At 36.2% G+C, this 13018-nt stretch carries 14 protein-coding genes and 1 riboswitch; of the genes, 9 read left to right on the top strand and 5 right to left on the bottom strand.

Going from position 1 to position 13018, the window contains the following annotated elements; all coding sequences use genetic code 11:
* Positions 1-145 precede the first annotated feature (145 nt).
* The gene (locus D017_RS06190) at positions 146-1069 is read right to left on the bottom strand and encodes a 2-dehydropantoate 2-reductase (RefSeq protein ID WP_035335378.1); all 924 of its coding nucleotides are present in this window, start codon (positions 1067-1069) and stop codon (positions 146-148) included.
* 110 nt (positions 1070-1179) lie between these two features.
* Positions 1180-1272, top strand: a riboswitch (TPP riboswitch).
* Between the two features lie 158 nt (positions 1273-1430).
* Here D017_RS06190 and D017_RS06185 point away from each other — a divergent pair.
* Entirely contained in the window at positions 1431-3605 is a 2175-nt protein-coding gene (locus D017_RS06185) for a TonB-dependent receptor (RefSeq protein ID WP_035335376.1), read from the top strand.
* Positions 3606-3742: 137 nt separating this feature from the next.
* Here D017_RS06185 and D017_RS06180 read toward each other — a convergent pair whose 3' ends face one another.
* Positions 3743-4165, bottom strand: a complete 423-nt coding sequence (locus tag D017_RS06180; protein ID WP_035335373.1) for a hypothetical protein — start codon at positions 4163-4165, stop codon at positions 3743-3745.
* A gap of 188 nt (positions 4166-4353) precedes the next feature.
* Here D017_RS06180 and greA point away from each other — a divergent pair, with 188 nt between their 5' ends.
* The 8 genes from greA to D017_RS06140 all read left to right on the top strand — a co-directional run bounded on the left by greA (position 4354) and on the right by D017_RS06140 (position 10843).
* A complete protein-coding gene (gene greA, locus D017_RS06175; protein ID WP_035335371.1) occupies positions 4354-4830 on the top strand; it encodes a transcription elongation factor GreA in 477 nt (158 codons plus the stop codon).
* Between the two features lie 69 nt (positions 4831-4899).
* Positions 4900-5250: a four helix bundle protein gene (locus D017_RS06170; RefSeq protein ID WP_035335365.1), complete on the top strand. Its 351-nt coding sequence runs from the start codon at positions 4900-4902 to the stop codon at positions 5248-5250.
* Between the two features lie 52 nt (positions 5251-5302).
* Complete coding sequence (locus D017_RS06165; RefSeq protein ID WP_035335363.1) at positions 5303-5692, top strand: HIT family protein; 390 nt, start codon at positions 5303-5305, stop codon at positions 5690-5692.
* A 127-nt stretch (positions 5693-5819) separates the two neighbouring features.
* Positions 5820-6053, top strand: a complete 234-nt coding sequence (locus D017_RS06160; RefSeq protein WP_035335361.1) for a hypothetical protein — start codon at positions 5820-5822, stop codon at positions 6051-6053.
* An 85-nt stretch (positions 6054-6138) separates the two neighbouring features.
* Entirely contained in the window at positions 6139-6858 is a 720-nt protein-coding gene (locus tag D017_RS06155) for a GLPGLI family protein (RefSeq protein ID WP_035335360.1), read from the top strand.
* Between the two features lie 140 nt (positions 6859-6998).
* Complete coding sequence (locus D017_RS06150; protein WP_035335358.1) at positions 6999-7220, top strand: hypothetical protein; 222 nt, start codon at positions 6999-7001, stop codon at positions 7218-7220.
* 12 nt (positions 7221-7232) lie between these two features.
* The gene (locus D017_RS06145) at positions 7233-7964 is read left to right on the top strand and encodes a GLPGLI family protein (RefSeq protein ID WP_035335355.1); all 732 of its coding nucleotides are present in this window, start codon (positions 7233-7235) and stop codon (positions 7962-7964) included.
* A 236-nt stretch (positions 7965-8200) separates the two neighbouring features.
* Positions 8201-10843 carry an outer membrane beta-barrel protein gene (locus D017_RS06140; RefSeq protein ID WP_081804644.1) on the top strand — a complete coding sequence of 881 codons (2643 nt, stop codon included), beginning with the start codon at positions 8201-8203 and terminating at the stop codon, positions 10841-10843.
* A gap of 2 nt (positions 10844-10845) precedes the next feature.
* Here D017_RS06140 and D017_RS06135 read toward each other — a convergent pair whose 3' ends face one another.
* From D017_RS06135 to D017_RS06125, 3 genes are read right to left on the bottom strand one after another with little or no spacing between them, the layout of a single operon-like run.
* Positions 10846-11190, bottom strand: a complete 345-nt coding sequence (locus D017_RS06135) for a hypothetical protein (RefSeq protein WP_035335350.1) — start codon at positions 11188-11190, stop codon at positions 10846-10848.
* 22 nt (positions 11191-11212) lie between these two features.
* On the bottom strand, positions 11213-11800 hold the full coding sequence (locus D017_RS06130; RefSeq protein WP_035335348.1) for an NUDIX domain-containing protein: 588 nt from the start codon (positions 11798-11800) through the stop codon (positions 11213-11215).
* Positions 11797-12990 carry a HAMP domain-containing sensor histidine kinase gene (locus D017_RS06125; RefSeq protein WP_035335340.1) on the bottom strand — a complete coding sequence of 398 codons (1194 nt, stop codon included), beginning with the start codon at positions 12988-12990 and terminating at the stop codon, positions 11797-11799. Before D017_RS06125 ends, D017_RS06130 begins: the two co-directional genes overlap by 4 nt.
* Positions 12991-13018: the final 28 nt, after the last annotated feature.

Genomic DNA, 13018 nt, shown 5'->3' with positions numbered 1-13018 from the left:
CTCTTCCTCATTTAAGGGGGCAAATTTACAATTAATTATGGGGAATTATATAGTAGGTAATAACATGCTTTGGTTATCATTATAATACTCACTTTTGTATATTAACTGTAATGAGATTTCTTGTCGCTGCGCGCTGTCGAAATGACTATTTCCTTGCCTCTTTCTCTTGCGGCAATAACAACTCATAAATCATCTCATTTACGGGTGTAGCCACACCTAGTCTTTTACCTTCTTTCACGATATAACCATTGAAGTTTTCTAATTCGCTCGGTTTTCCAGCCATGATATCGCGCTGAGTGGAAGCAGTTGTCTCATGCGCTTGCTTGCTAATGGCTCCAAACATATTTTCAAAGGTTTTCTCTGAGAGTATGATTCCTTTTGCTTTTGCCACCTCAAATACTTCTTGCGCGGTCTTGCGCATCAGTTCTTTTATATACGGCTGCTCTCTCATCACGCCTATAGGCACTCTTGTTAGTCCGCCTATGGCGCTTATGGTTGTTATAAAAAGAAATTTTTGCCAGATGGCTACTTGAATATTATCTGGCACAGCAGCATTAATTCCTGCATCTGTAAATACAGACACTATTTTTTCTAGGCGCTCTGTCTTACTATTATCCTGCTCTCCAAAGAGTATTGCAGGCGCTATATCTGGATTAGAAATCACTCCTGGCGCTTCAATAAAACTAATCATACGGCAAAGTCCTGCCAGCACCTGTGATTTAGGCACTACCGAATTAAGGACCTCTACATTACTTGCTCCATTTTGTAAAGGCAAGTACAATGTATTTTCATCACAATATTGCAATATATCTTTTACAGCACTCTCTATCTGATACGACTTCACTCCAAAGATGACTAAATCTGGTGTTTCAATCTTACTAAGATCATCTGTTGCTAGATACGGAGTCGCTTTAAAATCTCCTGTTATGCTGTTTACCTCAATACCGTTTTCTTGTATGGCCTTAAGGTGTTCTCCTCTAGCAATCATGGTTACTTTATTTCCAGCAAGCGCGAGTTTCCCTCCAAAGAATCCTCCCACGCCACCGGATCCGTAAATTAAAATATGCATTGTTTTATAATTTTATAAGAACTAGAGAATGCTAGTCAGTTTAAAAGTACAGTAAGCGGATTTATTTTTTCTTTATAATATCTTAATTAAAAACTCTAGTATATCTTTGCAAAATCTCAAAGGGGTGCTTTTATACGAAGCTGAGATTATACCCATTGAACCTAGAACAGGTAATGCTGTTTAGGAATGAGGAACTTGTTTTTCCAGATAACGCTATACAAATTAGCTTTTCTAGTGTTACCATATTTCTCTTGAGAAGCACTACGGTGCACCCTCTTCAATATGTGCTCACGGCACAGGTATGTAAATGCTAACTTATTAGAATATTTGCCCTTTGTATTCGTAACTAAACCATATACGGATGAAAAAGATCCTATTGAGTATGATTGCGCTTGCAGGAATTACAGCTAGTGCACAAGAGAAAACAGTGGTAGACACTACAAAAGTAGAGTCACTTGATGAAGTTTTAGTACGTTCTGTACGAGTAAAAGCCGACTCACCTATTACGCATTCCAACCTTACAAAAAAACAAATTGCAGAGCGCAACTTAGGACAAGACATTGCTACGCAGCTTAACTTTTTACCAGGCGTAGTGACTACCTCAGACGCTGGTGCTGGCATAGGTTACACTGGTTTCCGAGTACGTGGTACAGGTAACCAAGGGATTAACGTTACTATAAATGGAATTCCCTATAATGACTCAGAAAGTCTTACTACCTTTTTTGTAAATCTTCAAGATTTTACATCATCCGTAGAAAGTTTACAACTACAGCGTGGAGTAGGTTCTTCTACGAATGGACCTGGAGCTTTTGGAGCCAGTCTTAATATTCTTACAGATGCAATTTCTAATGAGGCATATGGTGAGATTTCCAACTCTTTCGGATCTTTTGGGACGCGACGTCATAATGTGAAATTTAGTACTGGATTACTCAATGACCATATTGAGATATCTGGTCGTTTATCACAAATTAAATCTGACGGTTATATCGACCGTGCATCGTCTGATCTTAAATCTTACTTTCTACAAGCAGCCTATAAGGATGATAATACGCTTATCAAGCTTATCAATTTTGCAGGATCTGAGGTTACATACCAATCTTGGTTTGGGATAGATGCAGAGACGCTAGCCGAGGATAGAACCTTTAACCCTGCAGGACAGTTTACAGATGAGAATGGTGAGACACGCTTTCACGAGAATCAAGTAGATGATTACAAGCAAGATCATTACCAATTGCACTGGAACCAGCGTTATGACAATAACTGGAGCACACAGCTCAGTTTAAACTACACCTATGGTAGAGGCTTTTTTGAAGAATATAAAGAGGATGAAGATCTTGCTTTTTACAGTATTTCCCCTGTAGTTATAGGTAGTGAAACCATAGAAACATCAGATATTATAAGACGTCGCTGGCTAGATAACGACTTCTATGTGGCAAGTGCAACGGCAAATTACAAGGACAACATGGTTGACTTTGTAGGTGGTGCTTTGGGTAGCATTTATAGAGGAGACCATTTTGGCGAAGTGATATGGGCACGATTTGCTGGTGATTCTGAGCTAGGAGATAATTACTATTTTGGAACGGGAAGTAAGAATGAGTTTTCTGCTTTCGCGAAAGCGAACTTTAAATTAAATGATCAATGGCAATTTTATGCAGACATTCAAGGTCGATTTATCACTTATAAAACTGACGGAATCAATTCTGACCTTGATGAATTTTTGGTAGATGAAAACTATGAGTTCTTTAATCCAAAATTAGGTTTGAGCTATAAGATTAATGCAGAAAATCAGTTATATGCCTCTTATGCCCGTGCAAACCGTGAGCCCAACCGTGGAGATTTTGAAGACGGCAATCCACGCGCAGAAAAACTAGACGACTTTGAGCTAGGATGGAGATTAAATACAGAGACCGTCACCTTAAATGTGAATGGTTATTTTATGGATTATGACGGGCAGTTAGTCCCTACTGGTGAACTTGATAATGTAGGAGCGCCTATCCGAATTAATAGTAATAGCTATAGAGCAGGTATAGAAATAGATGCTGCTATAAAGCTAAGTTCTAAGTTTACTTTACAACCTAATATTGCATTAAGCACAAATAAGAATAGAGATTTTCTTTTTAATCTAGATGGTGCGATTACAAACCTAGGTAATACAAATATTTCATACTCGCCTAATCTCGTAGCTAGTAATATGCTTACCTATAAGCCTAATGCAGATTTTAGCATAGGTTTCTTATCGAAATTTGTAGGAGAGCAATATATGGGTAATATAGATAGCGAACTTTCTAAACTTGATTCTTATTTCTTAAATGATTTGAGTATTCAATACGAGATTAAGGAGGTTCCGGTATTTAAGTCTATTCTCCTCAATGGACTTGTGAATAATATCTTTAATAAGAAATATATTTCAAATGGATACTTCTTCACCTATAATGATGATTTCTCAGTGCCTAATGAGATTACTACCATTGAAGGAGCGGGCTATTATCCGCAGGCGGGAATTAACTTCTTAGTAGGAGCTACTCTTAAATTTTAAGGGATAAAAGGTCTTATTATTTAATTTTCGCTATATTTAAGTCGCTAAAAATAAACAATATGTAATCAGTTGGGGGACTGAACTACAAATTGTAAGTGAGAAGCCGCCTCTTTTGAGTCGGCTTCTTTTTTTTACTTTTAGTTAAATACGGTGATGCTATTACCAGAAGCATTTACTCGGTAATTAAGCATTGTATATTCTAGCACTTCATTATTAGACTGCCCAGTAAAGAGATTGTAACTATTATCATCATCACACTGGCATTTTACATTGATACCATCTATAACCATAAGTGAGCAATCGTTAGGTGCATGGTTAGGATCTGATGCTTCCCACGCAACAATGCTGCTACCTGTATTAATAACAAAAAGACCACGTATACCTCCGTTTTGAACATAGATAGGATTACTTGGAATTTCTAAATCTAGTACCTGTATAGCACTCAATTGTGTAGAAAAGTTCACATCTAGTAAGAAAGGATTACGCTGGTTTCCATCATCACTATTTGTACATGAAAGACAAAGAGTAGTAAGAATAACAAAGGTCAATATCTGACGCATAGAAGGATTTTTTTACGCTTTCGCGAAAGCGTGATTTCAACAATTTAGGCTTGCAAGGTACCATAAAACGGTAAAGGATTTAAAATATTTTGTATATTCGTGAGACACGTCCCGAAGAGGGACTTTTTTTATGTGTATGCATAAAATGACAACATTTTTAAACTAATTATACTTAAACCGGATCTATTATGAGTAAGGTAAATTATTATACAGCAGAGGGCTTAAAGAAGCTCAAGGACGAACTCAATCACCTACGTGATGTGGAGCGCCCTAAGGCGTCACAAGATATTGCAGATGCTCGTGACAAAGGAGATTTAAGTGAGAACGCCGAATATGATGCCGCAAAGGAAGCGCAAGGTATGCTTGAGATGCGCATTGCAAAACTAGAAAACCTAGCCTCAAATGCACGTATCATTGACGAGTCACAACTAGACACTTCTAAAGTACTTGTGCACTCTACGGTAAAGATTAAAAATCAAATTAATGGCGCAACCATGACCTACAAACTTGTAGCTCAAAATGAAGCCGATATTAAAAAGGGACTCATCTCTGTAGACTCACCTATAGGTAAAGGGCTACTAGGCAAGGAAGTAGGTGAAGTAGCTGAGATTCAAGTGCCAAGTGGCGTGATGAAATTTGACGTTGTTTCTATCTCAAGGGACTAAGTAGAACTCGAAATTGAAGTTGAAATTGAACTAGAATTTGAAAAATGAAGTTGGCTAAATAATTATAATATGAGCGACAAACGTTTCGATTTGAGTGAGCGACTGGAAGATTTTGCTGCTGCGGTTATTATACTTTACAGTAAAAAACCATCTTCATTTGCTGCAGAATATCTCGCAAAACAATTGATAAGATCATCTTGCTCATCTGCTTTAAACTATGGAGAAGCCTTAGGGGCGGGAACTACTAACGATAAAGTTCATAAACTCAGAATTTGTTTAAAAGAACTAAGGGAAAGCATGCGCAATCTCAACATTCAAGTTAAAGCAAATATATTATCAGAAAACAATCTCGCATCGCTCAGGAATGAAAACGATCAACTCATAAGAATAATCGTCACCAGAATTAAAAATAGTAAATAAGGAGCTTGTTCGAGTTCGAGTTCAATTTCAATTTCAATTTCAATTTCAAATTATGCCAAGCATTTTCACAAAAATCATAAACCGAGAAATCCCAGGACACATCGTTGCCGAAGATGATAAGCACATCGCCATTCTAGATGTAAATCCTAATGCAAAAGGACACACACTTTGTATTCCTAAAAAAGAGGTAAATAAAATATTTGATCTTGAAGAACAAGAATACCTCGATCTCATGCTATTCTCTCGCAAGGTTGCAATTGCTCTAGAAAAAGCAGTGCCTTGTAAACGCGTAGGCGTTTCTGTAATAGGTCTTGAAGTTCCTCACGTACATGTACATCTTGTACCGCTACAAACTATGGAAGATATCCAGTTTAAGAAAAAAGTAACACTTACCGATGGCGAGTTTAAAGAGCTTGTAGAGGTTATAAAAGGGGAGTTTTAGAAACATAAACACCTGTACTTCAATCAATAATATTTCTAACTTTCTAAACTATTTGTAAGATTTTTCTTTGTTGGTTCGTTTTTTTTTTTTTAGGTTCGAAACTCATTAATCTAAAAATCAATATATTATGAAGAAAATTATCAGCTCATCATTTGTTGCACTACTTATAGTAGCTTCTACTAATCTAAACGCTAATATTGTTAGTGAGGAGTTTTTTGATGCAGATTGTTTTACTGTTGCATCTCAAACAGAACAAGATTTCCTTGATAATATGGCAAATCAACATGCAATACCCTCTGCTGAAATTTCTTTTCGTGTTTTCGCAGCTGCATTTGACGCCTGTTATGAAACTCAAAACTAATACTTGAGTCTTTACATTTTTCAAAACCAGATACTAACATTACTATTAATTCTGACAGTATCTGGTTTATTAAACATTGACAACTATGAAATCAAAGTGCTTTATAGGACTTCTATTCTTTTGTGTAACATCCTTAACTGCCCAATCTGGCAAAGCTATCTATAGTAAAGAATTAACATCGCTCAACAACGATATATCAAATCTTAGCCTTAAACAAAAATCATATAGAAAACAGATTTTGAAGAATCTTCAAAATTGGAATTATCAATTAGATTTTAATAATAAAAAAGCTAGCTACGCAAAACAAGAATCCCTCCATATAAAAACTAATCCGGTAATAAATGCTATGACCTTGGGTTTTGCTAATTTTTCAGGTAGTATTTATTTCGACACCGCACAAGATATTGTATTAAACATTAAAGAATTTGATGGAGAAAAATATATTATAAAAAAAAATAAAATCAATTGGACACTGTCAAAAGATACTCTTCAAATTGACAATTACCTTTGTTATAAGGCCACAACTATTGAAAACATATCTTATTCAGGAAAGGAGCAACAAATAAAGATTATTGCATGGTATTCTCCTGAAATATCATTGTCATTTGGACCCGACGGTTATGGAGGATTGCCTGGAATCATTATGAAATTAGAAAAAAATGGCACTACAACCACACTAAAAGAAATCCTGTTTTCTAAAAAAAATACCGAAGCAATAATTAAACCATCTAATGGAAAAGTGGTTACTGAGGATGAATTTAACAAAATAACTTCTTTAGCTTATAATAACATAAAAAACAAGTAACACTTGACAAATAAAACACGTACACACCTGTACTTCAATCGATAATATTTCTAACTTCGTAAACTATTTGTAAGATTTTTCTTTGTTGGTTCGTTTTTTTTTTTAGGTTTGAAACTCATTAATCTAAAAACCAATATATTATGAAGAAAGTATTATTTGCCTTAACAATTTGTCTAGCACTAAGTAGTTTCACAACAACGAATCTGAATGAGAGTGTATCAAATGAACAGTTCCCAATAGAAGATCTAAGCTGCTTTGAAGGAGCTCATAGTCTTTTCACATATTATTATGGAGGTGTTAACATAAGTAATGTAGGTGCTTTTAATCGCTTAGTTGCCTACTGTGAAGCTCAACAACAGTAACCAACATCAGATATGAAAAAAAATGTAATATTTTTTATCTTAGTTATGTTTACAATGCCCATCTTTTCTCAAGATGGGTATAGTGTTTCTTACTTTATCTCTAGGACGACACCTCATGGCTCTATTGACAACTTAAGCACGCAAGCAAAACAAATGTCACAAAAACTTTTAGATGCTGCAAAAAGCGTACGTTATACCCTTACAATAAATGAAAAAAGCTCCTATTTTAGCGCAGATGATTTCTTTAGCATAGGAGAGAGTACAAGTCTTGACCAAATCTATTTTGATTTAGCTAAAAAAACTACCTCATTTAACAAGGAGATCTATAGTAACTATTCAAATAAGAAAATGACTTTTGTTAAAGACTTGGTTGATAAAGACTTTATTGTCAAAACAGATCTTATTGATTTTAAATGGAAATTAATTAATGAAGAGAAAACTATAGCAAACCTTAATGCCTACAAAGCAGTTGGAACCTATTTTGATCCCATTAAAAACAAGGAAGCCGTTGTAATAGCATGGTATGTACCTTCAATTCCAATTGCTGGAGGGCCAGACATATTTATGGGTTTACCTGGTCTCATTGCCGAGGTTGAATTAAAAGGAGCTATAGTAACTGTTGAAAAATTAGAAGATATAAAAAACCTTGAGATAAATAAGATAGATGATTCTAAGGCTATGACGTCAAATGAGTATCACAATTTAATCAAGGATTTAACTGGTAAGTTTATAGACGGTAATTAAGATTTTACTTTGCTGCTTCTCATCTTATAGTACTATAAGCAAAATCTTCCTTTCTATATTTAGAAGGAAGATCCAATAAGTCATAGGTCAGAAGATAATAAGCAGCATATTGCTCAATAAAAGATGAGCTTTCAATGAATCAGCTAATTATGATATATTAACAATCAATAAAATTAAAATCTAATTTGCTCAATCAAGTTTTAAAGAACTCCTCAGCTACAGTCCTACTTTTATTAGTGGGACTTTCTTCTTTTGCTCAAACTATTGTAATAAATGGTAAAATACTGGACACCCTGCAAAGTCCTTTACCTAATACAAACATCCTCTTCTTCCCTACTATTCAAAACGAAGATAAAGTACGTTTCTCCATTACAGATCAAGAGGGTTTTTATCAAGTTACTCTTAAGGAAAACATATCGTATTTAATGGAGATTAGCTATCTGGGATTTGCAACTTATACAGACACCATACAACTTACTCAAGACACGGTAAAAATCATTACCCTCAAACCATCTACCCAAAGCCTTGAAGAGATTATTCTCACAGAGCGCACACCCATTAAAATACGAGAAGACACCATCACGTACCGCCCAGAAAAATTCTTAACGGGTGAAGAGCGTAAACTACGTGACGTGCTTAAAAAATTACCTGGACTAGATGTAGACCGCGCCGGTAATGTTACGGTAAATGGGAAAGAAGTAACCAAGCTTCTTGTAGACGGCAAAGAATTCTTTACGGGTGATGAAAAACTTGGTGTTAATAATATCCCGGCAGATGTAATAGATGAGATAGAAGCACTAGATAATTATAACGAAGTTTCCTTCTTAAAGGGGCTAAGTGATAGCGAGCAACTGGCTCTTAACATTAAACTCAAAGAAGGTAAGAAGAAATTTGCCTTTGGAGAACTAGAAGCGGGTGGAGGTATAGAAGACCGCTACCTCTTGCACCCTACCTTATTTTATTATAGTCCAAAAACGAGCGTAAATGTTATAGGTGACTTTAATAATATAGGTAAGAAGTCATTCACCACTAAAGATTATATAGACTTTGAGGGAGGCTTTTCTCGCTTAGCAGAAGATCCTAGTGCCTATTTTAAATTATATAATGATGAGTTTGCACGATTCTTATCACAACGTGACTTTACCTTTAATCGCAATAACTTTGGGGCATTATCTATAAACCAGACCTTAACTCCTCAACTTGACCTTAGTGGTTATACCATCCTATCTGGTGGCGACTTAAAAACGCGTCAAGAAAATAGTATTACCTATTTATCTGGTCAAAACATTGATGAACAGCGCACGACAACTCAAGAGAACAGCTTGTTTTTTAGTCTTACTAAAGCTTCTTTACGCTACATGGGAGAAGAAAACCTTGATATGAACTATGAAGTATTCTTAAAAACTAATAGTGGTGAGGGAAACTCTTCTTTGGATTCATTTACAGCTACAGAGAGCACCTTTTTAAATCAAAAAAACATTCCAAGCTCTTCAGATATTACGCAAAAATTAAGTGTCAATAAACAATTTACTCGCAAGCATACTACATCTATAAATCTAAGTCATAAATATGTAGATACTGATACTCGAGGAGATTGGAATTTTAATAGACCTATTTTTACAGGTGTCATTCCTATAGAAAACACTGGGGATGCTATCCTGCTTGACCAAGTGCGCAAAAACAAGGGGCATGACCTCAACTTTAATGTAAAGCACTACTGGGTGTTACACCGTTTTCACCACATCTACCCAGAAGCTGGCATACGCTACATTGATCAGCAATATGATACTAGCGATTCTCAAGAGCTAGAAAATAGTACTAATAACTTTACATCTGCTGGATTTGATAATGACCTAGACTATCGCCTTTCTGACACCTATGCAGGGATGCAGTACAAAGCAAAAGCAGGTAAATTTATATTTAAACCTGGTATCTTCTATCACTATTATGATTGGAAAATAAAGCAGCTGGACACCGAGCTTCGTCAAACTGGAAAAACTGTAGTACTTCCAGAGTTCAGCGTAGACTGGGAACTTAACAGCTCACATAAAGTGAAGCTGCGCTACAATCTCAACTCACGTTTTGGAGAAGCAAGCCAGTTTGCAAATAGATTGAGGCTTAGCTCCTTTAATCAAGTATTTACAGGTAATGAGCGGCTAGAAAATGAGTTATATCATAGTGCCAGGATTACCTATAGTAAATTTAGCCTATTTAAGGGAACCTTCTTAAATGCTGGTTTTAATTATACAAACAGGCTACAATCCATTAGAAATAATACTGTAATAGAAGGTATCGATCAAATTAATACACTTGTCTATACATCGCTACCAGAAAACAGCTATAGTGGCAATATTCAATACACAAAACTACTAGGAGACTATAAGATAAAGGTAGGAAGTACCGCATCCTTATCAGATTATTCGCGTGTGATAAACACGGTACTTCAAGATTTTGAATCGCAAAGCTATTCGTATTCTTTAGGTTTAGAAACCCGCTTTAAAAATGCACCAAACGTTGAATTCAATTGGAACCAGCGTTTTAATATATTTGAGTCTGCAACTACCAGCTCAAACTTTACTCAGATCAACCCATCTGTACATCTAGAGTATCGATTTTTTAAGGACTTTGTGATTGATGCAGATTATAACTTTACATACTACGAAAATAAATCACTTAGTCAGATTAATAGGTTCTCATTAGGGAATACCTCTCTGCTATATGCTCAAGAAGACAGCCCCTGGACGTTTACTATCGATGTAGATAATATATTTGATACTCGTTTTAAAAACGAAAATAGCTTTAATCAATTTCTCATAAGTGACACACGTACATTTATACAAGAACGTACGGTACTGTTTAAAATAGCTTATGGATTTTAAATTTACAAACTACTAACCAACGCAAAAACCACAATAGCGATAACTGCTACAGCTATTGCCCCTATCACATAGGTTTGTGACTTTACTTTAAAGAAGGTTTCTTTTTCGGCGCGTTTTAGATTGTACTCATAGAGACGCTCAATATCTTCGGTCCATTTTACGGGATAAATAGGGAACTCACAGTGCTTGCAGTATATCTCTTCACGTACAACATCTGTCGCTTTTTTTACCCAGAAAGTGTCTTTCCACTCTTGTTTGAAACTTAATTCAAGGCCACTATTACTGTAGCATTCTGGGCAGTTACATTGTAAAATAGTCGTCTGTATGGTCTTTAATTCGGTTGTCATAAAAGAAGTACGATGTATTTGGCTAGTTAGATCTTTCCATGATTCCAGAAAGCGCCAAATTTTGCAGCAAGATTACGGTTTTTGCATCTCTTATCTCACCATTTTTTAATGCTTTTAACGCTTTCGCGAAAGCGTACTCAACCACAGTAATATCTTCATGTTCTGTTGCCAAACCACCACCATCACTTACTTTTTGTTTTTCCTCATATGACGCAAGAAACATATGAATACGCTCCGTACTTGCGCCAGGAGTCATAAAAAAGTCACCCGCCTTCGTAAGGCTATCAATGCGGTAACCCATCTCCTCTTCTATCTCCCTAATAATCGTTTGCTCTGGGGTCTCATCTTCTATCATGCCTGCACATGCCTCAACGAGGAAACCATCGTGCTCATTAAGATAAGCTGGCAGTCTAAATTGTTTTATGAGTAATACCGTTTGCCTATTTACATTATAAAGCAGCGCGCAAGCTCCATCACCACGATCATAAACTTCGCGGCGCACCTGATCCCAAGAGCCATCTTCATTCTGATAATCAAAATGGACTTTTTTAAGCGTTGCCCACTGGTCACTTATGAGCTCTTCCTTTATATTTTTTATACGTGTATTCATTCGGCTAGTCGTAGGGAAATTTGCATAGTGGTTCCTTTATTTACTTCAGATTCTAATACTTTAATGCGCCCATCGTGATACTCCTCTACAATGCGCCTCGCGAGGGAAAGACCAAGACCCCAACCACGCTTTTTTGTAGTAAAGCCTGGTTCAAAGACACTATTAAACTTAGATTTTGGGATTCCTTTACCTGTGTCTGTAATGAGTATTTTGGCAAATCTCGTGTCACGTGATATAGCAATTGTCAATGCTCCCTTACCTTTCATGGCATCAATCGCATTTTTAATGAGGTTCTCAAAAGTCCATCCATAAAGCTCTTTATTGAGCATTACAGGCAACTCCCCTTGAGGAACGTCTAGTGTAAAGTTTATGAGTTTTGAACTTCTCTTACTTAGATAATCATAAGCCTCTTGTGTCTCTGCTATAATATCTACTTCTTCTAGATCTGGGACAGAGCCTATCTTACTAAAACGATTTGTAATCGTCTCTAGCCTATTGATATCCTTTGTCATCTCTGCAATATAATCTGGATCTACATTTTCTGTTTTGAGAATTTCTGTCCAGCCTACAAGGGATGAAAGTGGTGTACCTATCTGGTGCGCAGTTTCCTTTGCCATACCTGCCCAAAGCAGATTTTGAGCTCCTGCTTTTGAGGTTAAATAATAGAAGTAAATCAATGCCACAAAGAGAATGACAATCACAATAAGCGCAATAGGAAAATACTTAAGCTGATTAATAACAGATGAGTTCCCGTAGTACAAAATCTGGCTATCTACTCCGTCATAACCTATCACAATAGGCTCGTTTATGAGTGCATACTCCTCTGCAAGTCGTTTAAAGTCTTCTTGAGTGAGCTTATCTTCTCTCTTAATATTTCTGGGTGTATAGTGATTTTCTTCTATGCTGTATAAAAGTATAGGGATTGTTCTATTATCTCCTATTATAAATTGCTGTAAGGATATAAGCTCGTCAGAAAGAATGCGGGTGTCCCTATTTCTAGTTTCTAGATTTACATCACTCGTATTTGCAAATGCCCTATAGGCAGCGGCATAGATCTCTACCTTAGAACGCTCTGCATCCTTGAGCTGATCAAAAAACAGCGACACATTCCACAAGATGAGTGTGGTAATGATAAGCGAAGCGATGATAATAAACCATCTCGCAATGTGCGGCTGGGCGCTAAAATTCATAAAGTATTCTTTGTGTTAAAGATACGGG

It is taken from the genome of Dokdonia sp. PRO95, from assembly GCF_000355805.1.
GTDB lineage: Bacteria > Bacteroidota > Bacteroidia > Flavobacteriales > Flavobacteriaceae > Dokdonia.
Note: the sequence above shows the minus strand (reverse complement) of the source record. Positions and strands in the feature narration are given on the sequence as shown.

What these genes read in the sequence shown, in the direction of transcription:
- D017_RS06190 (WP_035335378.1), bottom strand. Translation starts at nt 1,069, where the DNA reads ATGCATATTTTAATTTACGGATCCGGTGGCGTGGGAGGATTCTTTGGA.
- D017_RS06185 (WP_035335376.1), top strand. Translation starts at nt 1,431, where the DNA reads ATGAAAAAGATCCTATTGAGTATGATTGCGCTTGCAGGAATTACAGCT.
- D017_RS06180 (WP_035335373.1), bottom strand. Translation starts at nt 4,165, where the DNA reads ATGCGTCAGATATTGACCTTTGTTATTCTTACTACTCTTTGTCTTTCA.
- greA (WP_035335371.1), top strand. Translation starts at nt 4,354, where the DNA reads ATGAGTAAGGTAAATTATTATACAGCAGAGGGCTTAAAGAAGCTCAAG.
- D017_RS06170 (WP_035335365.1), top strand. Translation starts at nt 4,900, where the DNA reads ATGAGCGACAAACGTTTCGATTTGAGTGAGCGACTGGAAGATTTTGCT.
- D017_RS06165 (WP_035335363.1), top strand. Translation starts at nt 5,303, where the DNA reads ATGCCAAGCATTTTCACAAAAATCATAAACCGAGAAATCCCAGGACAC.
- D017_RS06160 (WP_035335361.1), top strand. Translation starts at nt 5,820, where the DNA reads ATGAAGAAAATTATCAGCTCATCATTTGTTGCACTACTTATAGTAGCT.
- D017_RS06155 (WP_035335360.1), top strand. Translation starts at nt 6,139, where the DNA reads ATGAAATCAAAGTGCTTTATAGGACTTCTATTCTTTTGTGTAACATCC.
- D017_RS06150 (WP_035335358.1), top strand. Translation starts at nt 6,999, where the DNA reads ATGAAGAAAGTATTATTTGCCTTAACAATTTGTCTAGCACTAAGTAGT.
- D017_RS06145 (WP_035335355.1), top strand. Translation starts at nt 7,233, where the DNA reads ATGAAAAAAAATGTAATATTTTTTATCTTAGTTATGTTTACAATGCCC.
- D017_RS06135 (WP_035335350.1), bottom strand. Translation starts at nt 11,190, where the DNA reads ATGACAACCGAATTAAAGACCATACAGACGACTATTTTACAATGTAAC.
- D017_RS06130 (WP_035335348.1), bottom strand. Translation starts at nt 11,800, where the DNA reads ATGAATACACGTATAAAAAATATAAAGGAAGAGCTCATAAGTGACCAG.
- D017_RS06125 (WP_035335340.1), bottom strand. Translation starts at nt 12,990, where the DNA reads ATGAATTTTAGCGCCCAGCCGCACATTGCGAGATGGTTTATTATCATC.